This window comes from Pedobacter sp. AW31-3R (assembly GCF_052180285.1).
Taxonomy (GTDB): Bacteria; Bacteroidota; Bacteroidia; order Sphingobacteriales; family Sphingobacteriaceae; genus Pedobacter.
The window spans coordinates 3,571,615-3,593,029 of record NZ_CP197475.1 but is presented as its reverse complement, the minus strand read 5'-3'; the positions used below and the strand labels follow the sequence as shown (position 1 = coordinate 3,593,029).

Here is a 21,415-nt window from a genome sequence, read left to right as displayed (position 1 = left end):
ATATAATTAAATAATGTCCATAGATGTTATGAAGAAGATTCCTTGTTGAGGAGCGCTATGAATGGCTGAGTAAATACAACTGTTCAGTAAGAAATCTGTAAAGATACTCCACTAAATAGCTATCTTAGCATCATTGTCCGTTTATATATCACCCTGCTGCAATCTAAAAACCAAATCTAAACCAATGAAAAAAAAGCTAGCCATTAAAGATATTGCTGAGCAACTAAAGATCTCTAAGACAGCTGTTTCGTTTGTTTTGAATGGCAAGGCCAGGGCACAGGGGATTAGTGTGGTCCTGGAAAAGAGAATACTTGATTTTATTGAAAAAGTAGGGTATAAGCCCAGTAGGATGGCGCAGGGACTCAGGACTGGAAAGAGCAATACCATTGGCATGATGGTGGAGGATATTTCAGATCCTTTCTTCTCGTCAATTGCACGCAGGGTGGAAGAAGTTGCTTATGATAATGGGTATAGGATAGTTTTTGGAAGCACTGATAATGATACCATTAAGTCTATTGACCTCATCCAGTTGTTTCGTAATCATCAAGTGGATGGATATATCATTGCTCCTTCACCCGGTCTGGATAATGAAATCCAGGAACTGATCAATGATGGTCTTCCCGTAGTGGTTTTTGACAGGAAGTCGGGGGAGGCCAAGTGTGATGCCGTTGTGGTCGATAACTATGACGGTACCCGTAAGGCGATCCTGCATCTGATCGAAAACGGGTATAAAAATATTGCCATGATTACTATTGTCTCTGAACAGCACCAGATGCTCGACAGGCTCAATGCGTATCAGGATTTGATGGATAAATATGAAAGGCCACATCTCCTGAAACGGGTAGTCTTCCATGTGGACAAGCAAAAAGGTATCGATAGCATCCAGCGTTTTCTAGAGGCAAATAAAGAGGTTGATGCCGTCTTTTTTGCCACTAGCTATATGGCCATCACCGGGCTGCAGGCTTTAAAAAAAATGGGGCGTAAAGTGCCTCAGGATATTGCTGTCATCGCCTTTGATGATTACAGCAGTTTTGATCTCTTTAATCCCAGTATCACTGCAATTTGCCAGCCCATCCAGCAGATATCCGATGAGGTGATCAACACCATGCTGAATAAGTTGATGGCCAGAACGGAAATCGCAGCCGAAGCCGCCACAACAGTATTGGAAACCGCCCTGTTGATCAGGGAATCTTCTGCCCCAAAAGAAGCTTAGAAAATTTTAAAGTAAAGGGCTGCTTATTCTTTGGTTTTTTTTTCTTCTGCTTCCTGTATTTCATCTGCATCTGCTTCCATGGATTCTTGTTGCAGGTTAGCATTTTCCTCATACTGGAGGTTAATAAATATGGGGAAATGATCAGAGTCGAAGTTCGCTAGGCGGTCGATATGTTTTAATTTGAAATTTGTCGATATGAAGGCATGGTCCAAAGGAAACCGCATGACAGGATAGTGCGCATGGAAGGAATTGAAAAATCCCCGCCCTCTCCTGGGATCAAGTAATCCGCTCATTTTCAGGAATAGTTCTGTAGTGTAACTCCAGGCTACATCATTCAGGTCGCCTATCACAATGACTGGAAGGGTAGATGCTTTTGCCAGGTCGGCCACCAGCAATAATTCCTTGTCCCTTTCTGTAGCCCTTGGGTTTTCGCTAGGTACCGGAGGGGTAGGATGTACGGCGAATAATTGCAGCTCTTGCCCGCATGGCAGTTCAATTCGGGTATGGATGGATGGAATATCATCCTCTACCAGGTATTTGACTGCGGTATCACTTAAGGCAAATTTTGAATATAATAACATGCCATAGGTGTTTTCCAATGGCACTTTAACCTGGTAGGCATATCTATCGGCCAGTACGCTTGTTTCTTTGTCCCATCTTTCATTGGTTTCCAGCAGTAAAACCACATCTGGATCCGTTTTGTATATTTCTTTCAGGCAACCTGCCGAATTCGTATTGTCTTCATACACATTGGCAATCATGATGCTGATCCCTTGACCCTGCAACACTTTAGAGATGTTTAGTACCTGTTTTTTAGAGAAGATGGTGAAGGGCAGGATCAATGAAAACAGGTAAGCGGCATTTGCTGTCAGTGTTATGATAACCGTCCAATACATAGTTGGGGTACTTTCCAGAAAAATAATGACCAGAGTAAGGCAAAATAGAGAAAGTACAAATTTCTGCAGACGTGGATAATCAAAAACCCTGAAAATCCAATAGTCATTTTTTATCAGCGATAATAGGGTTGAACAAAGCAGGAGCGAAGAAAAAATCAGCAGGAAGAGCGTCATATGGAATACGGATTTTGTTAAATTAAATAAGATGTTGGTGTTTATAGCTAAAATCAATGTTGTAACAACTTTCAAACCAAAAAATAAATTTCTGTCGTTTAATATGCGTTATTTGCAGAAATAAATACATTTTATCATTCCTTCCTGCCTTTGTTTCTTTTAATTCCCCCAGGATAAACCAATTTCAGGAAGTTGTGTTATCAAAGAAAGGGATTGTATACAACTTAAATTTAAATTATGTGGGTATTATGGGCTTTATCGGCAGCGGTTTCAGCGGCATTGGTTATTGTTCTGACTAAAGCGGGGCTTAAAAATGTAGACTCCAGTATGGCCTTTGCCATACAATCCGTTCTCATTCTTTGTATCACCTGGGGAGTAGTGACCTATCAGGGAACATTTGCAGAATTGAAGCAGATAGAGGGAAAAACATGGATGTTGCTAATTCTGGCAGGTATAGCCACTTCTCTGTCCACTTTATTTTCCTTTAAGGCGCTGTCCTTGGGACCGGCTTCTTATGTCGTAACTATCGAACGGTTATCTCTTGTTTTTGCTATTATCTTATCGGTCATCTTTTTAAAAGAGAAGATCAGCTGGCAGCTCGTACTTGGGGCTGCGGTCATGGTAGGCGGGGCAATTCTGATTGTGATGGCGGAAGAATAATCTATTGTTCTTTTCTTTGTGGAATCTGGAGATAATGGTCATCATGATTAAAATAATAATCCACGGAATGTTTCCCTAAATCATTTAATCATGGCTGAACTGAACACTAAAAACAACGCAAAGGCACTTCCTAAAGTAGATTTAACGGCAATGGTTGACCTTGCCTTTTTGCTGATTACCTTTTTCATGTTAACCACGACACTTTCCAGACCCGTAGCGATGGACATTGTTAAACCTGATGAAGGAGAAGAGGGCGCAAGATTTGCTTTTCCAGCCTCCAGAACAATGACTATCCTCTTGGGTAAGGACAATCAGGTGGCCTGGTATATGGGGGAGGCTGGAAAAAGTCATCCGAATATTGAGGGAATCAGACAGGTCAGGAAGTCGATCTTGGCCAATAAGGAGATGGTGAAGAATACGGGTAAGGTAGCGCTGGATGGACGCAAAACCTCATTAATCGTGGTCATCAAGCCCACATCAGGAGCTAACTTCCAGAATTTTGTGGATATCATGGACGAAATGAAGCTGGCGAATATCACTACAGCGCCTGCAATAGACGATGATCATATTACAAGCGAAGAACTGAGGTTTTTAAAGGAAAATAAGCTGTTATAAAATAATAATTCTATTTAAAATTCCGCCTATCAGACTTTAGCTGAAGTATCGTGTCCTGCGATAGAATTGAAAATTTTTTTTTGCCTATACAGTATTAAAAAAAACTGGTTACTCAAATTAGGACCAGCTTTTTTAATACTGTATGATAAAATTAGTTTTTAGTATAAGTGGATATTGTGCCATCGGCTGCGATTGTACCGTCATATAAGATCAGCTTCTTCTTTTTGATCTCCAGGAAAACTTTATAGTTAGTGTTTTCCAGTACAAAAGCATCCATCTCTTTTCCTGTTCCAGCAAATTTGTCTGTGGTGAGGGTATAATTGCTTGACACTACCAATTTGTCATCCACATATTTTTCGTATACGTTACCGTTGAATTTTATCACGTGTTTGTGTTTTTGTTCCCCTGTCCCTGTAACCATATATCCTCCCTGGACATTGGTCAGTGTCCATGATCCGCTAATGGAAGAAGGGGATACTTCTTTTTTACAGGAGAAAAATAGGGTAACACAAAAGAGTAACAGGAGAGCTACTGTTTTTTTCATAGGGCTAAATTTTTAATCATAAATGGCTGGCTAAATTTCTTTGTTTAAAGATGTTAAATTGTTTTTTAAGATTGTAAATATATTTCATTTATGAACGGTATTGTTCATTAATGAACACCATTGTTGTTTTTATAGTGATTTATGGACTTGATTTAAAGTTTGTTATGATTTTTTTTAACTGTTGGCATGTGGTTAGCAAGACTGTTTTCGGTTAATTGTTATAATGGTTAGAAGCACAGCTGGTGGATGCTGCTGTGCTTTTGCCCCTATATTTGCTGCAAAAAGGTAAAGCCTGAAATGTACTTTATTCAAATCGTTACCTCGTCCTTTAAGTATTTCCTATTTTTTTTGATAAATTTAAGCTGAAAAATCCGGCATTGGTGCCGTTTTTAAATGACCTATCCACCCCATCTATGCAAAAGAACAAGCTGCCAACTATTAAGGAAATTGCAAAAAAGCTAAATATATCGGCATCGACCGTATCCAGGGCTTTACATGACCATAAAAGTATTGGGGCAGTAACGACCATGAGAGTTCATCAGGCAGCGAAAGAACTGGGCTATGAGGTCAATAAGTCAGCACTTTTTTTCAAACAACAGAAGACTTATACCATAGGAGTGATCATCCCTAATCTGGCAGAACCCTTTTTTTCTTCTGCATTGTGCGGTGTCGAAGATTTTGCAGAGAATTTTAAATATACTGTCATTATCGGTCAGTCCCTTGACAATCTCGACAGGGAAAAAAGGATCGTGGAAAATATGAAGGACCATCGGGTAGATGGGATCCTGGTCTCCCTGACTAAAGATACCAATACCTACGACCACTTCGAAAGCCTTAAAAAATACAATATCCCTATTGTATTTTTTGACCGTGTGCCCAATAAAAAAGATATCCATTATGTAGCTGGTAACCTGCACTCCGGAATGTTGCAGGCCATCACTAAACTGGTGAGTATGGGGCATAAAAAAATAGGCCTGATCAACGGTCCGGCAAAGCTGGCGGCTACCTTGCAGCGGCTGGAAATCTACCTCAAATGTTTAAGGGCAAATGGCCTTCCTGTAAATTATGATATCATAGTATCGACAACACTGAGCAAGACCGATAATGTGACTGCCATGCAAAGGCTGCTCGATCTTGAAGAACGTCCGACTGCGGTCATTGTGTTCAATGACTATGTTTTATTGGATTGTATTGCCGCTGTAAAGGCCGCAGGTTTAGTTGTAAATAAAGATATCAGCTTCATTAGTTTTGCCAATCTGCCTATCTGGGAGTATATGGATACCATGCCGTTGGCTTCAATTGAACAATTTGCTTATCAACAGGCCTCAAAGGCTACTGAATTTCTGTTTGAATTGATTGATGCCAATAATAATGGCCAATCTGTGGATTTTAAATACTTGCAGTGTATCATAGATTCTGAAATGGTGAGTTATTCTTCTTGATTTATTGTTGTTTTCTAGAAAAATATTAAAATATGCTGTGTAATAACTGTTGATTTGACGGTTATTATGGCTTTTTGTGCCAAAATTATTCCTCCATAATTTATTATTTCTTTTTCGGCCGAAAATTGAGCAAACGTTTGCGTAACCTACACAAACGTTTGCATAGATTTAAATTTGGCTTTCCTGCTTCACCGCTGTTTTATTTATAGATTTTTTAGTTCAACTTTAGAATAACAAACAACTAATTAACCAAACTTTTAACCTTCTAACCAGCTCCTGAATTTGCATCCCTGAACCAATTACGATGTAATAGGTGATGTACCTTTCAGGAACCCTAAATTCAATTGTATGCTTATGAAAAAAGTTGTACTCCTCTGTTGTTGCCTCTTATTTAGTCTTGCCGGGTTTTCTCAAACCACGCAGGTATCAGGCACACTAACCTCAGGCACGGACAAGCTGCCATTAATTGGGGCTATAGTTTCCGTTAAGGGAACGACTACTACCGGAGTAACGAATAACAATGGTGCATTTACTATTGCGATCCCCGGCCAGAAAGCTACCCTCATTATCCGTTCCATTGGTTTTGTGACTAAAGAAGTGGAAGTCACAGCCAATCAGAAAATCAACATTGTGCTGAGCGAAGACGTTGGTCAGCTGAACGATGTGGTGGTGGTTGGATACAGCAGTAAAAAACAAAGTGAACTGACCAGCGCCGTGTCTGTTGTGTCTGCCGAAAAGCTGAAAGATGTGACCGCAAACAATATCGGTACTATGCTCCAGGGTAAAGTAGCCGGTTTGCAAGTACTGAACAGCTCTGGTAATCCTGGCTCTGCACCGGAAATTAGATTGCGCGGGGTGTCTTCTATCAATGCAAATCAAAGTCCCCTTGTCGTTGTGGACGGCGTGATTGGCGGTAATTATGATCCCAATGACGTAGAGTCGGTTACAGTCCTTAAAGATGCTGGAGCTACAGCATTGTATGGTTCACAGGCCAATGCAGGGGTGATCATTGTGACGACTAAAAGTGCCAAAACAGGCACAACCCGCTTTGAATTTAAGGCTACGTCCGGATTCAGGACAGCGGATTTTGGTAAAATGGACCTGATGAACAGTGCTGAATTGTATGACCACCAAAAAGGCTTTTACAGAGATTATATCCTTGGTGCTACAGATAATTCTTACAAAGTGGACCTGATTAAATTTTATGGAGAACGTCCGCTTTCCTTGCTGGATCAGGATTACAACTGGTCCAAAGAGACATTCAAGCCTGCTGCTGTAAATAATTTTTACCTGTCAGCTACAGGAAAAACAGAAAAGAACAGTTATTATATCGGAGCTTCTTATTATAATGAGAAAGGAACTTTCCTGAATACTGATTTTCAACGCATCAACCTTCGCGCGAATTCCACTTATACTTTCTCTAAAAAATTAAGCGTAACCAATAATATCAATATAAGTGCCTCCATAGGGCATAGCTATGATTATACAGATGTGCTGAATTCGTTTGTAAACCTGCCTTGGGATAATCCGTATGACGCAAATGGTGCCGCAGTCTATGTAGATGGAAATTCTACTTTCAAGTGGTGGTCAAGGGATAGGGTGAACCCTATTCATACTGTTGAAAATTCTGACCATCCTTACAAAGGGTTTGATGTCAACTACGATTTTGCGCTCAACTATAATATTACCGATTGGCTGACCTTCTCCAGTACCAACAGGGCTTCAGCTGCTTTTAATAAAAGCTCAAACTATTTCTCTCCATTAGTGTCGGGTCAGAACCATGGTACCGGTTTTCTGGAGGAATTGAATGTACTCAATTACGGCGGTATTTCGAACAACCTGTTAAAATTCAACTTCCAGTTTGGCGACCACTCCCTGAGCGGTTTGGCAGGAGTTGCTTTTGAAGGGGGACAAACGGAATATTCTGGTGGGTCTGGTAAGGGTTTACCGGAGTCACTGCGGGTTTTAAATGTGGTATCTAACACGCAACTCGTCAATGGTTATGTCGACAAAAGACTCCTGCAGTCGGCTTTATCGCAGATCAACTATAATTATAAAAGCAAATACTTCCTTTCGGGTTCCTTCCGTGCAGATGGATCCTCTGCATTTCCTTCCAACAATCAGTACGCTTATTTTCCTTCTGTTTCGGGAGCGTGGTTGCTGAGTAATGAAGATTTTCTGAAAGAAAGTAAAGTTATCGATAACCTGAAGCTCAGGCTGAGTTATGGGGTTACCGGTACACAGGATATTGGTTCGTCCAGATATCTTGGTTTATATTCCCTCACTACACAGTATAACTCTGCCATTGGTGCTGTACCTTATCAGTTGGAGAGCCCAAGGTTAACCTGGGAAAGCAAACACCAGATCAATGCCGGTATAGATATTGGCTTGTTTAAAAGAGTGAACTTAACGGTAGATGCCTACCGCAATAACACGAAAGATTTGCTGCTGCAAGTTTCGCAAGCCCCCTCTACTGGTTTTGAGACCAAATGGGACAATGCTGGAAATGTGATCAATAAAGGGATTGAGATCGGCATCAACGCTACCAATATCAGAACGAATGATTTTGAATGGAATACAGACTTTACCATCAACTTCAACAGCAATAAATTATACGGATTACCTTCAACTATCATTAAAACAGATTCGAAAAGTATTTCCCAGATTTACCGCGATGGGGGTGATCTTTATGAGTTCTATATGCCAAAATGGTTAGGTGTTGACAGTCAGACGGGTGCCCCTGTGTGGGAGAAGTTGATCTACGATGAAAGCGGAAAGGCCGTGGTCGCTGAAAAAACTTCCGTATATGCTGAGGCGACGTTGCAGGAATCAGGCTCCGCACTGGCGAAATTCCAGGGTGGTTTCAACAATAGCTTCCGTTATAAAAGCTTCAATCTGAATGTGAGTACCTATTTCAATTATGGCAACAAGGTGTTTAGCAATAACCTTCGCTTTTTGATGAATGACGGAAGCGAACCTTATTACAACCAGATTAACTTACCTGATGGTGCAAAAGTATGGACCGGGCCCGGTGATACGGAAGCCACAGAGCCAAGTCCCCAGAATTCGGCAAACTCTACAGAAACATCTACCCGTTACCTCAAAAACGGTAGCTATTTTACCATCAGGAATATCGCCCTGAGTTATTCCCTTCCTAAAGCCTTCGTCAGCAGACTGAATTTTCAGGCCATTACCGTAGGGATTACAGCGGATAATGTGGCTACCTTCTCTAATTTCCTGGGTCAGGATCCACAGACTACCATTACCCCGGCAAGCTTTGTCACCCCGGGGGTATCAGACTTTAAGTATCCGAACAACAGGCAATATTTGTTGACCGTTAACTTTAACTTTTAAGAACATGAAAAAGTACTTATCCACCATATTTATTCTTCTGACCATCGCCAATGTGGGCTGTAAGAACCTCGACGTGTACCCAAGCGATGCAATTAGCACAGAAACGCTGGTCACTTCAACCGCTGGTTTAACCAATGCGCTGAATGGATCATATGCACTCATGAAAGATCATATTGCTTTTAATGGTACCACCGATCTGAACAATATGTATCTCCGCCAGTTTTACCAGCTGTCAGATTTTGCAAGTGATGATATTGTTTGCGGACAGGTGACCACTGATCCTTTTTTCTACAGCTTTAACCTGTCACATTCACCGACACAGAACAATACCAGGTATTTCTGGTATGTATCTTATAAAATCATCAGCGGTGTGAATACGGTGATCAGTGCAGTAGAGAAATCGGATGTTCAGGATGCTGCGAAACAGCAATTGTTGGGTGAATGTTATTTCCTCCGTGCATTTTGCCACTTTAACCTGGTACGTTTATTTGCTAAACCTTACAGTGTTGATCCGGCTTCCCCAGGTATTGTCCTGCGGACGAATCTGACAGATGAGTCCACAAAAGCAAGGTCTTCTGTTGCTGAGGTATATGCTTCAGTAATTGCTGATGCAGAGAAGGCAGCCTCACTAATGACACAGTCGAGAGGTGTACAGTATGCTTCAAAAGAGGCTGCATGGTCACTTTTGTCCCGGGTGAATTTATACAAAGAGGACAATCAGAAAGCTATAGATTATGCTGACCAGGTGATTGGATCAGGCAGGTTCAGTCTTTCAACTGCCAGCACTTATCCTACCTTATTTGCCAACGCGCAAACCAGCACAGAAACCATTTTCTGTGTGGCCTTTACTCAGGTTGATGATTATGGTAAAGCAGGATCTATTGCTTCCATGATTTATTCTGACGGAAACTCGGGCTGGGGGGAGGAGTATGCCTCATCATCTTTACGTAATGTGATGTCCAAACATCCGGAAGATGTACGCTGGTCTTATATCGTGCCCCTGAAAGATGAAAGTGGAAATATGCAGAAGAAAAATGGTATTGAAATCTATTATATCAGCAAGTTCTCTTTTCAGGACGGATCACCGACTTTGAGTTCACCAGTGATGTTCAGATTGTCTGAAATGTACCTGAACAAAGCGGAGGCCGAAGCGAAGATGGGCAATACCGCAGCTGCACTGACGGATGTAGATATGATCCGTAAGAACCGGGGACTGGAAGCTTCCCTTTACAATGGTACCTTGCCTTCAGGATATACTGTCCTGGATGCCGTGCTGGAAGAAAGACGTATAGAAATGGCTTTTGAAGGACACCGCACTTATGATGTGTACCGCAATAAAAGAAGCCTTAATAAAGCTTATTGGGGATATCACCTGGCTGGTTTAAAAGAAACGGATATCGACCTGACCAAAACACCTGCAGGTTACGCCAATTTATCGGTTAGCTATACGAGTCCAAGGATTATCTATTTCCTGCCTGTTGATGAGACACTCAGTAATCCACTGGCAGCCCAGAATCCATAGTTGTTAATATTGTTTACGGTATAAAGATCAATTGATATGAAGAATATAAGAAATATAGGGTACCTGTTCGTTTTGATCACTATAGGTACAGTACTCGGTTCCTGTAAAAAGGAGGAAACACCCAAATTGACAGATTTATTGTATGAACTGAGTGTGGAAGGGAATGAGGTGACATTTACGACTGTAACTGCTGGAATAAGTGCTTACAACTGGGACTTCGGAGATGGGGCATCCTCTACAGAGGCTAATCCTGTTCATGAATATGCAGGTAAAGGAAAATATGTAGCCACACTGTCCGCTACCATCAACGGAAAGGTTGCTGAAGCATCAACAGTGATCCGCATCGCAAAGACCACACCGGTTAAAATTGACGACAATACATTAAGTGATTGGGATAATGTAACCACAAATGTATTGACCGCTGGCCCGAACGGAGGAATTTTCCGCTCTGCAAAATTCGATTATGATGGAAATTACATCTATATCTATGCGGAAATGCAATCGAAAAGAGCCAATGGCGACATCTTCGATTTCTATATTGACTCAGATAACAGTGCCGCAACAGGTTTATTGAGTGCCTATGCTGATGGTGGTTTTGATATTCTCCTGGAAGGGCAGCTACTGACTTCAGGTGTAGATATTTTCTACCATACTGGTGCACAGAACTCTTTCAGCTTCGCACAGCAATCTATTTCTGAAGCCTATCAGGTGGGTACTGTCGTAGAAACAGGCAATATCCTGAAATTCGAGATGAGAATAGCCCGTGGAAAATTAAAAGGATTGACCGGAACAGGTATGCGTATGGGAATTATGGTGACCAAGAGTGACTGGTCGGCAACTTTAGGCAGTATCCCTGATCCCAATTCTTCAGCTTTCCTGCTGGATATGAATGAATAAGCTTCCGGTAACACTTTCATTTACATCAGATAACGGAGCGTTCTACGCTCCACAATACCACAGATATGACTAAAAATTCCGCTAATCCAATTGCTGCTGGTCGCCTGCTTTCCCTTGATGCCTTAAGAGGAATGATCATGATCCTGCTTTGTGCGGAAAGCTGCCTGGTGTATGTTGCATTAAAAAATCTTGATCTGCCGGTACCGGCCGCGATGGTGGTGGATCAGTTTTTTCACCACCCATGGCATGGTCTCCGCTTTTGGGATCTCGTACAGCCTGCCTTTATGTTTATGGCAGGATCAGCATTGTATATCTCTTATAGCCGTAAACTTGAAAAAGGGGAGAGCTGGGGCAGCAACTGGGGACATATCCTGTACCGGAGTTTCAGGTTGTTCCTTTGTGGAGTAGCATTACATTGTGTATATGCCGGGCAACCTGTCTGGGAGCTCTGGAATGTACTGACCCAGCTGGCTTTTATGACAATTGTTGCCTACCTGATCATTGGTCTGCCATGGACGTTGCAAATCGGCATTTCAGCTGGTCTGCTGTTGTTAACAGAATTGTTGTACCGTTGCATCCAGGTGCCAGGTTTTGATCAGCCTTTTGTTGAATCGCATAACTTTGGATCTTATGTGGATACCTTACTGATGGGAAAGATCAACAGCGATGGCTGGGTGGCTATCAATGCCATTCCCACTGCAGCACATACCATATGGGGGGCAGTTGCCGGGAAGTTATTGATCTCAAAAAATACCAATGCCTATAAAATACGGGTGCTCTTTATCGCCGGTATCCTCACTTTGCTGATTGGGTTTGGACTGGACCTGCTGAATGTCAGTCCCATTATCAAAAGGATCAGTACCAGTTCTTTTGTCTTTGCTTCTGGGGGATGGGTCTTACTGATGCTGGCTTTTACCTATTGGCTAGTTGATGTAAAACAATACACGAGATATGTGTGGATCTGCTCGGTCATTGGAATGAATGCCATTTTTATTTATCTCTTCTTTGAAACTGTAGGCCTGCAATGGCTAAATGGGCTGATCGCCATTTTTACCGGTGGCCTTTTGCATACCCTGATGGGAGTTCCCGCAGACATTGGGGCAGTGCTTTCGGCCCTGGCTACTTTAGTCGCCGAATGGGGATTGTGCTACTGGCTTTATAAAAACAATATCTTCTTTAAACTCTAATTAAAATATTCATATGAACGGCTTCAATGACATGATATATAAAAACTTAAGGCACTATAGTGTTTGTCTTTCTATTGCAGTGGCAACGTCGTTTGCATCCTGCAAAAGCGAAGACTCAGGCCTGGTGAAAGTGGAAAAAATAAATGTGACCTATACAGAAAGTACAGAAGACTTTCCAAATCCTGAAAGGGGATTTTACAGGTACTCAGAAACCAACTCCAGTGATTACTCCCTGCTGGATGCTGCAGAACTGAAAAGCTACCGTAGTCTACAGACGATACCCAGTGCCACTTATGATGTCTACAGTACCCTGGTCTTCAGGTACTATATCCTAGACAATGTCATTACTACCGCCATCTCAGCAGATTTTCTAAGCAATATGGAAAAGGATATGGTGGCCGCAAGAACAGCGGGTGTTAAACTGATCCCACGTTTTGTCTATACCGCAACTGCCACTCCGGGCACTTGTCCGGAAGGCTTTATCTGTCCGCCTTATGGTGATGCAGCAAAAAGTGTGGTGCTAAACCATATCACCCAGCTTAAAACTGTTCTTACGAACAATGCAGATGTGATTGCCTGTGTCCAGCTCGGATTTATGGGCATTTGGGGAGAAAATTATTACAGTGATTTCTTTGGAGATGCCTCTTTGAATGGGGGACAGAACAGTACATTAACGGATCAGAACTGGCTGGACAGGATAGAGGTATTGAAAGCCTTACTGGCGGCGATGCCGACCGACCGAATGGTACAGGTACGTTATCCTCAATTTAAGCAACGTTACCTATTTGGTGTAAATTCAGTGCTGACTTCAGCACCTTTAGCAGAACTTGCTGCTTTTGGTGTAGAGGATAATGCCAGGATAGGGTACCATAACGATTGCTTCCTGGCCAGTACCAACGATTTCGGAACATTTGAGGATTATGGAAACAGCTCTGGTCCACGTACCTCCGATGGAGTGGTATTGAACGCCCTTAGAGATTATATGAAGGCCGATAGTAAGTTTGTTGTGGTAGGTGGGGAAACCTGTTCAGATGATTATAGCCTGAACGACTGTGAACCTTCAGGTAAAGCGCAGCAGGAACTTGCAGATATGCATTTTAGCTACCTGAATGCACATTACAATACCGCTGTAAACAACGATTGGCAATCCGGTGGTTGTATGGATAATATTAAGAAAAACCTGGGTTACCGCTTTGTCCTTCAAACTGCCGTTATTCCTGACCATGTGGTGAAAGGGACTTCCCTGAACCTTGTGCTGAATGTAAAAAATGCGGGTTATGCTTCACCCTACAATAAAAGAACAGCAAAGCTGGTATTGCGGAATACGACGAGTGGTGAGCTGAAAACGTTTGACCTGGCTACGGATGTGAGAAGATGGTTCAGTGGAACCTTGAAAGTAGAAGAAAGTATCAAAATCCCATCAGATTTCCCTGCCGGTAAGTATGAAATGTTATTGAACCTGCCGGATGAATATGCCAGCATTGCGTCAAGGCCAGAATACAGTATCCGCCTGGCCAACAACAATGTCTGGGAAGAAACTACTGGTTTCAATAAACTGAACCATACGATCGAAGTACATTAAATAGCAGGATTTTATCCTGCTGATGATATTAAAACACAATCTATACCTTAAAAAAGAAGAATGAACAGGTCTATCCAATATCTCTATGTCGTGTTGCTCTGTTGCAGCATGGCTACGAACTTAGCTGCCCAACAAACTATCGATATCACTGAGGGTGAGAAATGGTATGGCGGTGCAGTAAACAATGCCCATCTGATGCCTTTCAAGGAAGGATACAGCCTTAATTTGTATGCAGATATTCAGGGGAATCAGGCCGTTCCTTTATTGCTGTCTACCAAAGGCAGGTATATCTGGAGCGAAGAACCCTTTAAATTTTCCTTCAGCAATAACCAGCTAGTCCTTACAGAAGTAAAAAGTGTGTTGACACTGGACGCCAGTGGGAAGACCCTGAGGGATGCTTTCAGCAATGCAAGCAAGCGTTTTTTTCCGAGCAAAAATAAGCTGCCAGATACATTATTGTTTACGCGTCCGCAATACAATACCTGGATTGAGCTGGTCTATAACCAGAATCAGGACGATATCCTGAAATATGCGAAGGATATCATCGCAAATGGTTTTCCTCCAGGAGTAATTATGATTGATGATAACTGGGCAGACTATTATGGAAGGTTTGATTTCAGGGCAGACCGGTTTAGGGATGCTACCGGTATGGTGGATACATTGCACCAGCTTGGATTTAAAGTGATGCTTTGGGTGAGTCCTTTTATCTCGCCTGATACAGAGGTGTTCAGAGATCTTCAGGCGCAAAAGCTACTGCTGTTTGACAATACGGGCGACCAATCCATGGAATGGGCTCAGGCCGACAAACCTGCCATCATCAGCTGGTGGAACGGCTATAGTGCGGTGATGGATTTCACGAATCCGGAAGCGAAAAAATGGTTTCAGGGAAGACTGGACCATATGGTGAACACCTATCATTTGGATGGTTTTAAGTTTGATGCCGGTGATGCTGATTTTTATCCTGCTTCAGCCTTATCCTTCAAAAAAGCAAGTCCCAATGAGCACAGCAGGTTATGGGGGGAATTGGGGCTCGATTATCCGCTGAATGAATACCGTGCCATGTGGAAGATGGGCGGGGAACCATTGGTTCAGCGTTTGCGTGATAAAAAACACAATTGGGAGGATCTTCAGAAGCTGATCCCTCACCTGACTACTGCTGGTCTGCTGGGGTATCAGTTTACCTGTCCCGATATGATTGGCGGTGGCGAATATGGTTCGTTCATTGGTCGGGATAAACTCGATGAGTCGCTGGTGGTACGCTCGGCACAATGTTCTGCCTTGATGCCAATGATGCAGTTTTCTGTCGCCCCCTGGCGGGTGTTGTCCCCCTTAAACCTGGAGATGATTAAGAAAGCGGTATCGCTGAGAGCAAAGTATACCCCATACCTGATGCAGCTGCTGAAAACAGCCGTAGCCACCGGGCAGCCCATAGTGAGGAGCATGGAATATGAGTTTCCCGGTCAGGGAATGGAGGAAGTAACCGAACAGTTCATGCTAGGGAGTAAGTACCTCGTAGCCCCTGTGGTAACGAGCTCCGCTAAGAAAAAGATATACCTGCCGAAAGGTACCTGGAAGAGTGATAACGGGAAAAAGATCAAAGGACCAACACTTATAGAACAGGAAGTAGCCATGGACAGGTTACCCGTGTTTGAACTGATAAAACAATAATGTCCTGTTATTAATTATGAACAATTAACCTATTATATTTTGCAAAGTGTAAAGAACATATCAGAGGTTATCTCACAATTTGATTGTGAGGCTGCTGTTTTTTCCCTGAAAGTCTATGGATCAGGGCATATAAACGATACTTATTTGATTAAAAATAACAGCACTAACGGTTGTGATTACCTGTTACAACGGATCAATCATCATATATTTAAGAATGTGGAAGAACTGACTGAAAATATGACGAAGGTGATTGATCATTTAAAGCTGAAGGTGATGGCAGAGGGAGGAGATACGGAGAAAGAGGTGATGACCCTGATCCCTGCAAAAAATGGGAAATTCTTTTATAAAGATACTGCAGGAGATTACTGGCGGATGTGTTATTTTCTCAAAGACACCAAGAGCTACGATCTGGTGGAAACAGAAAAACAAGCTTACGAAGGTGGTAAGGCCTTTGGCAAATTCCAGGCGATGTTATCCGATCTGCCAGCAGGAAGTCTGTATGAAGTGATTCCCGATTTCCATAATATTCAAAAACGTCTGGAACAACTGGATGAAGCCATAAGGAATAATTTGTCGTCCAGGTTGAGCAGTGTAGCGGCAGAACTGGATAGGATTGCCGGTTATGCCGATTCTATGTTGTATTTTCAACAGCCCGAACAACAGCTTATGCTGCAGAAAAGGGTCACACATAATGATACCAAGTTCAATAATGTGCTGCTGGATGCCAAAGATGAAGCCCAGTGTGTAATCGACCTGGATACGGTAATGGATGGATATATTGCATTTGATTTTGGTGATGCCATACGGACCATTATCAATACCCGTCCTGAGGATGAAGAAAACCTTTCGGCTATACAACTGAATATGCCGCTTTTCAATGCATATACCAAAGGTTACCTGCAGGAAGCAGGCCGGTTCATTACGGATAATGAGGTCAATTCCCTGGTAAAGGGTGTGCTGCTGTTGCCTTACATGCAGGCCGTCAGGTTTCTTACCGATTATATCAACGGGGATACGTATTTCAAGATCAAGTTTGAACACCACAATCTGCAACGTTGCAGGGCACAGTTACAGTTGTTGAAGATGCTGGATGCCAGTACAGTCCAGATGCAAAACACAATATTGTCGGAAATTAAAAATTATAAATCTTCCTTAAAAGAAGAGATCTGATCAGATAGCACTACACTTTCTTTACACAGATGAACGAGGAATAGAAGAATAACACATAAGATATAAACCAAATTAAAAATTAAAAACTATGGATCGCAGACATTTTGTTAAGAATACCGCTGTTGGAATAGCAGGGTTAACAATATTGCCTTCAGGACTATTATTCGGGAAGAATGCAGATAAGATCAGGCTGGGCTATATTGGCGTTGGTCTACGTGGAAGAAACCATATTGGGGAAGGATTGCTTCGTTCAGACGTAGAGATCGTTGCCATATGTGACCTACAGGAAAGCTCCTTAAAATATTGCAGGGAGCAATTTGTTAAAGCCGGTAAAAGATTGCCCAAAGAATATACGGGTGGACTTGATGCCTATAAAAAACTATTGGACAGAAAAGATATTGACGGGGTTATTATAGCTACGCCCTGGCAGTTTCACAAGGAACAGGCTATCTATGCCATGCGTGCAGGTAAATATGTAGGCTGCGAAGTGATTGCCGGAATTACCGTAGACGATCACTGGGATATTTTAAAGGTATATGAAGAAACAAAAGTTCCTTACATGACATTGGAAAATGTATGTTACCGCAGGGATGTGATGGCAGTGCTGAATATGGTGAGACAAAATGTATTCGGGGAACTGGTACACCTGGAAGGCGGATATCAGCATGACCTTCGTGGCGTATTGTTTAACGACGGAAAGCATTTCGACGGAAAAGGAGCGGAGTTCGGCCCAAATACGGTAGGAGAAGCACAGTGGAGAACACAGTACAATGCCGACCGTAACGGGGATATTTATCCGACACATGGTATTGGGCCAGTGATGAATTATATCGATATCAACCGTGGAAACCAGTTTACCAACCTGGTGTCTTTCGCTTCAAAGTCACCCGGACTGAATTCTTATATCAATAAAGTAGCTCCCGGTCATAAAAATGCATCCATCAAATTCAAAAACGGTGATATTGTTACTACGATGCTGAACTGTGCCAACGGCGAAACGGTGACTTTAACTCATGATACCCATCTTCCACGACCTTATTCTATCGGTTTCAGGGTGCAGGGTACGGAAGGGATCTGGATGGATGTTGCAGAATCGATCTATATCGAAGGCAAGTCAAAGTCATACGATGAATGGGACAGCGCCAAAATATGGACGGAAAAATATGACCATCCGCTATGGAAAAAATATCAGACTGAAGCGGAAGGGGCTGGACATGGCGGAATGGATTGGTATGTATTCAACGCCTTTGTTGAATCCGTTAAGCAACGTAAACAGACACCGATTGATATTTATGACTCGCTGACGATGAGTGTGATCACCCCACTGTCTGAAAAATCAATTGAAGAAGGCAATATGCCGCAGAAATTCCCTGACTTTACCCAAGGTACCTGGAAGGAGCGTAAAAATACCTTTGCATTGGATGACAGCGGATTTTAGAAATTAGAACAGACAGGTATTTAGAACATGACACTTATCAAATCAATATCCGGTATCCGGGGAACCATAGGTGGGGTGGCCGCTGAGGGCCTGACTCCACTTGATATCGTTAAATTTACATCCGCATTTGGCACCTGGGCCGTAAAAAAATCAGGCTTGAAAAAGATCGTCATTGGCCGTGATGCCCGTATTTCGGGCAGCATGGTCAATCACCTGGTGACAGGAACATTGCAGGGGCTGGGGATTGATGTGGTTGACCTTGGCCTGTCCACCACACCGACAGTGGAGATTGCCGTTCCACTGGAGAAAGCCGCCGGAGGAATTATCATCACTGCATCCCATAACCCTAAACAGTGGAATGCCCTGAAATTATTAAATGAAAACGGGGAATTCATCAATGATGCTGAAGGAAAACTGGTGCTGGAGATCGCGGAAAACAGTGATTTTACCTTCGCTGAAGTAGATGAGCTGGGTAAAGTAATGATGGATGATAGCTATCTTAAAATACATATAGATCAGATACTTGCGTTACCATTGGTTGATGTGGAGGCGATTACAGAGGCTGATTTCAAAATAGCCATTGACAGCGTGAATTCTACCGGTGGAATTTTTGTCCCTGCTTTATTGAAAGCATTGGGCGTAAAAACCATATATGAACTATTTGCTGAGCCGAACGGGGAATTTCCCCATAATCCGGAGCCATTGCCGGAAAACCTGGTGGCCTTGTCTGAGGAAGTCATCAAAAGGGGTGCTGATCTGGGGATTGCCGTAGATCCGGATGTTGACCGCCTGTGTTTTGTGACCGAAGAAGGCAGGATGTTTGGCGAGGAATATACGCTGGTGGCTATTGCTGATTATATCCTTCAGCATACCCCCGGCAATACGGTGTCTAATCTGTCTTCTACACGCGCCCTTCGCGATGTTACAGAATGGGCAGGAACAACCTATACCGCGGCGCCGGTAGGGGAAGTGAACGTGGTGACGAAAATGAAAGAAACCCAGGCGATCATTGGTGGAGAAGGCAATGGTGGGATCATTTATCCTGCGCTGCATTATGGCCGTGATGCCCTTGCCGGAATAGCCCTGTTCCTGACACAGCTCGCCAAAAGCGGTAAGACTGTATCAGTTCTCCGTGCGTCCTATCCTGAATATTTTATCTCAAAAAATAAAATTACTCTTACAGCAGATATGGACATTGATGCCCTGCTGTGGAAAGTAGAGGCACTGTACAGTCAGCAGCCTCATACCACCATTGACGGATTAAAAATAGAATTTGGAAAGGAATGGGTGCACCTGCGACGTTCCAATACAGAACCCATTATCCGTATATATGCAGAAGCAGCCTCAGAACAGGCAGCGAACAACTTGGCGAACAGTATTATTGCCAATATTCATCAAATTCTCCATCAAAATTAAAAGATATGAAACCCACCTTATTGATCCTTGCTGGCGGTATGGCCAGCAGGTATGGCAGTATGAAACAAATAGACGGTTTTGGCCCTAATGATGAAACTATTATTGACTATTCTATTTATGACGCCATCAAAGCTGGTTTTGGTAAAGTTGTATTTATCATTAAAGAAGAGTTTGTAGAAAATTTCAAAGCGATATTCGATGCAAAACTTCATGGGAAAATTGCTACCGATTATGTATTTCAGAACTTTGACCTCCAGCAGTTTGGCATTGACCTGGAAATTGACAGGACTAAACCCTGGGGAACGGGGCATGCGATCCTCGCAGCAAGATATGCCATTAAAGAACCTTTTTGCCTGATTAATGCAGACGATTTTTACGGGCTTGATGCTTTTGAAAAAATGCATGAATTTTTAACGGAAAAAGTGAGCCCGGAACGCTATTCCATGATTGGGTATGAGATCAGTAAAACCTTATCAGACCATGGTGCCGTATCCCGTGGAATTTGCAGAGTGAGTGCAGAGGGCTACCTGGAAGATATTGTAGAACGAACCAAGGTGCTGACTGCGGCAGATCGTATCTGCTACGAAGAAGACAACCATCTTCATCCTCTAAGTACAGATACGCTCGTCTCGATGAATTTCTGGGGTTTTACCCCAGAAGTGTTCCCTGTCGCAGAGGAACTGTTCAGGGAATTTGTACAAGTAAACCAGGAAAACCTAACTGCTGAATTTTATATCCCTACTGTTGCGGAAACATTACTGCATTCGGGTAAAGTTGATTTTAAAGTGATCCCAACAGGCAGTCAATGGTTTGGGGTGACTTACAAAGAGGATAAACCCATAGCACAGGCCAGTATTGATCAGCTGATTAAGGACGGACTGTATCCGGCCAATCTCTGGAATTAAGCACGGAGTTCTTTTGCCATTATTGGGACGCCGATAGTGGCAGGCTCCTGTATTTTCCTTACCTTACTTCCTCCGGCTACATAGGGGATGTCGGGATCGATTACATATTTCAATACGGTTGATGGCACATAGTCAAGAAGTCCAGCAGCAGGATAAACGGCCAATTTAGAGCCAATAACGGCGAAAATGTCTGCCGACCTACAAAATTCTATGGCTGGTTCAAAGTTAGGTACTGCTTCACCAAACCATACCACATGGGGACGCAACTGTTTTCCATGACTGCATAAGTCTCCCTGTTTAATTTCCCAGCCTTCAATGGGATAAATCAGGTTCGGATTGGCATCAGACTGTGCAAGGGTAATGAGACCATGCAGGTGTAATACTTTTTTGGAACCGGCCCTTTCATGCAAATCATCAATATTCTGGGTAATAATTTGTACATCGAAGTCTTTTTGTAAGTCTGCAAGGGCAAGGTGTGCCGCATTCGGTGTAGCTCCCAGTACCGCTTTCCTTCGTTCATTATAAAATTGCTGAACCAATGAAGGGTTACGCTGCCAGCCACCTGGAGTGGCTACATCCTCTATCTCATGACCTTCCCAAAGTCCGCCGTCACCCCTGAAGGTTTGTAAACCACTTTCTGCACTTATACCTGCCCCTGTGAATACCACCAATCGTTTCATCTGTATCTTTTTTATAAATGTTACCTGCTTAGCTTCCTCTGCTATAATTAAG

At 42.8% G+C, this 21,415-nt stretch carries 17 protein-coding genes; 14 read left to right on the top strand and 3 right to left on the bottom strand.

The genetic code is table 11. The annotated features are described in order from the left end of the window. The first annotated feature begins 184 nt into the window (after nt 1-184). On the top strand, nt 185-1,213 hold the full coding sequence (locus ACSBL2_RS14835; protein WP_442587316.1) for a LacI family DNA-binding transcriptional regulator: 1,029 nt from the start codon (nt 185-187) through the stop codon (nt 1,211-1,213). Nucleotides 1,214-1,236: 23 nt separating this feature from the next. Here the strand turns inward: ACSBL2_RS14835 and ACSBL2_RS14830 are convergent, their stop codons facing one another. After that, on the bottom strand, nt 1,237-2,283 hold the full coding sequence (locus ACSBL2_RS14830; protein ID WP_442587315.1) for an endonuclease/exonuclease/phosphatase family protein: 1,047 nt from the start codon (nt 2,281-2,283) through the stop codon (nt 1,237-1,239). 237 nt (nt 2,284-2,520) lie between these two features. On the opposite strand from ACSBL2_RS14830, the gene ACSBL2_RS14825 reads away from it, so the two are divergent. Together ACSBL2_RS14825 and ACSBL2_RS14820 are read left to right on the top strand one after the other, a co-directional pair. Next, nucleotides 2,521-2,943, top strand: a complete 423-nt coding sequence (locus ACSBL2_RS14825; protein ID WP_442587314.1) for an EamA family transporter — start codon at nt 2,521-2,523, stop codon at nt 2,941-2,943. Nucleotides 2,944-3,033: 90 nt separating this feature from the next. Next, the gene (locus tag ACSBL2_RS14820) at nt 3,034-3,558 is read left to right on the top strand and encodes an ExbD/TolR family protein (RefSeq protein WP_442587313.1); all 525 of its coding nucleotides are present in this window, start codon (nt 3,034-3,036) and stop codon (nt 3,556-3,558) included. Between the two features lie 151 nt (nt 3,559-3,709). Here the strand turns inward: ACSBL2_RS14820 and ACSBL2_RS14815 are convergent, their stop codons facing one another. Next, nucleotides 3,710-4,102 (bottom strand): hypothetical protein, encoded by a 393-nt coding sequence (locus ACSBL2_RS14815; protein ID WP_442587312.1) that lies wholly within the window; start codon nt 4,100-4,102, stop codon nt 3,710-3,712. 413 nt (nt 4,103-4,515) lie between these two features. On the opposite strand from ACSBL2_RS14815, the gene ACSBL2_RS14810 reads away from it, so the two are divergent. From ACSBL2_RS14810 to ACSBL2_RS14760, 11 genes are all read left to right on the top strand, one after another. Next, complete coding sequence (locus tag ACSBL2_RS14810) at nt 4,516-5,544, top strand: LacI family DNA-binding transcriptional regulator (RefSeq protein WP_442587311.1); 1,029 nt, start codon at nt 4,516-4,518, stop codon at nt 5,542-5,544. Nucleotides 5,545-5,898: 354 nt separating this feature from the next. Continuing rightward, complete coding sequence (locus tag ACSBL2_RS14805) at nt 5,899-8,898, top strand: SusC/RagA family TonB-linked outer membrane protein (protein ID WP_442587310.1); 3,000 nt, start codon at nt 5,899-5,901, stop codon at nt 8,896-8,898. A gap of 4 nt (nt 8,899-8,902) precedes the next feature. Then, the gene (locus tag ACSBL2_RS14800; protein WP_442587309.1) at nt 8,903-10,420 is read left to right on the top strand and encodes a RagB/SusD family nutrient uptake outer membrane protein; all 1,518 of its coding nucleotides are present in this window, start codon (nt 8,903-8,905) and stop codon (nt 10,418-10,420) included. A 36-nt stretch (nt 10,421-10,456) separates the two neighbouring features. Beyond that, nucleotides 10,457-11,317, top strand: a complete 861-nt coding sequence (locus ACSBL2_RS14795) for a PKD domain-containing protein (RefSeq protein ID WP_442587308.1) — start codon at nt 10,457-10,459, stop codon at nt 11,315-11,317. Nucleotides 11,318-11,382: 65 nt separating this feature from the next. Then, the gene (locus tag ACSBL2_RS14790) at nt 11,383-12,504 is read left to right on the top strand and encodes an acyltransferase family protein (RefSeq protein ID WP_442587307.1); all 1,122 of its coding nucleotides are present in this window, start codon (nt 11,383-11,385) and stop codon (nt 12,502-12,504) included. A 13-nt stretch (nt 12,505-12,517) separates the two neighbouring features. Next, nucleotides 12,518-14,086: a DUF4832 domain-containing protein gene (locus ACSBL2_RS14785; RefSeq protein WP_442587306.1), complete on the top strand. Its 1,569-nt coding sequence runs from the start codon at nt 12,518-12,520 to the stop codon at nt 14,084-14,086. A 60-nt stretch (nt 14,087-14,146) separates the two neighbouring features. Then, a complete protein-coding gene (locus ACSBL2_RS14780; RefSeq protein ID WP_442587305.1) occupies nt 14,147-15,754 on the top strand; it encodes a glycoside hydrolase family 31 protein in 1,608 nt (535 codons plus the stop codon). A 144-nt stretch (nt 15,755-15,898) separates the two neighbouring features. Further along, a complete protein-coding gene (locus ACSBL2_RS14775; RefSeq protein ID WP_442587304.1) occupies nt 15,899-16,924 on the top strand; it encodes a phosphotransferase enzyme family protein in 1,026 nt (341 codons plus the stop codon). 88 nt (nt 16,925-17,012) lie between these two features. Next, a complete protein-coding gene (locus ACSBL2_RS14770; protein ID WP_442587303.1) occupies nt 17,013-18,362 on the top strand; it encodes a Gfo/Idh/MocA family protein in 1,350 nt (449 codons plus the stop codon). 27 nt (nt 18,363-18,389) lie between these two features. Further along, nucleotides 18,390-19,778, top strand: a complete 1,389-nt coding sequence (gene glmM, locus ACSBL2_RS14765; RefSeq protein ID WP_442587302.1) for a phosphoglucosamine mutase — start codon at nt 18,390-18,392, stop codon at nt 19,776-19,778. A 5-nt stretch (nt 19,779-19,783) separates the two neighbouring features. Next, on the top strand, nt 19,784-20,683 hold the full coding sequence (locus ACSBL2_RS14760; protein ID WP_442587301.1) for a nucleotidyltransferase family protein: 900 nt from the start codon (nt 19,784-19,786) through the stop codon (nt 20,681-20,683). Here ACSBL2_RS14760 and ACSBL2_RS14755 read toward each other — a convergent pair. Further along, on the bottom strand, nt 20,680-21,363 hold the full coding sequence (locus ACSBL2_RS14755; protein WP_442587300.1) for an SIR2 family NAD-dependent protein deacylase: 684 nt from the start codon (nt 21,361-21,363) through the stop codon (nt 20,680-20,682). The two genes, ACSBL2_RS14760 and ACSBL2_RS14755, sit on opposite strands and share 4 nt — an antisense overlap. Nucleotides 21,364-21,415 lie beyond the last annotated feature (52 nt).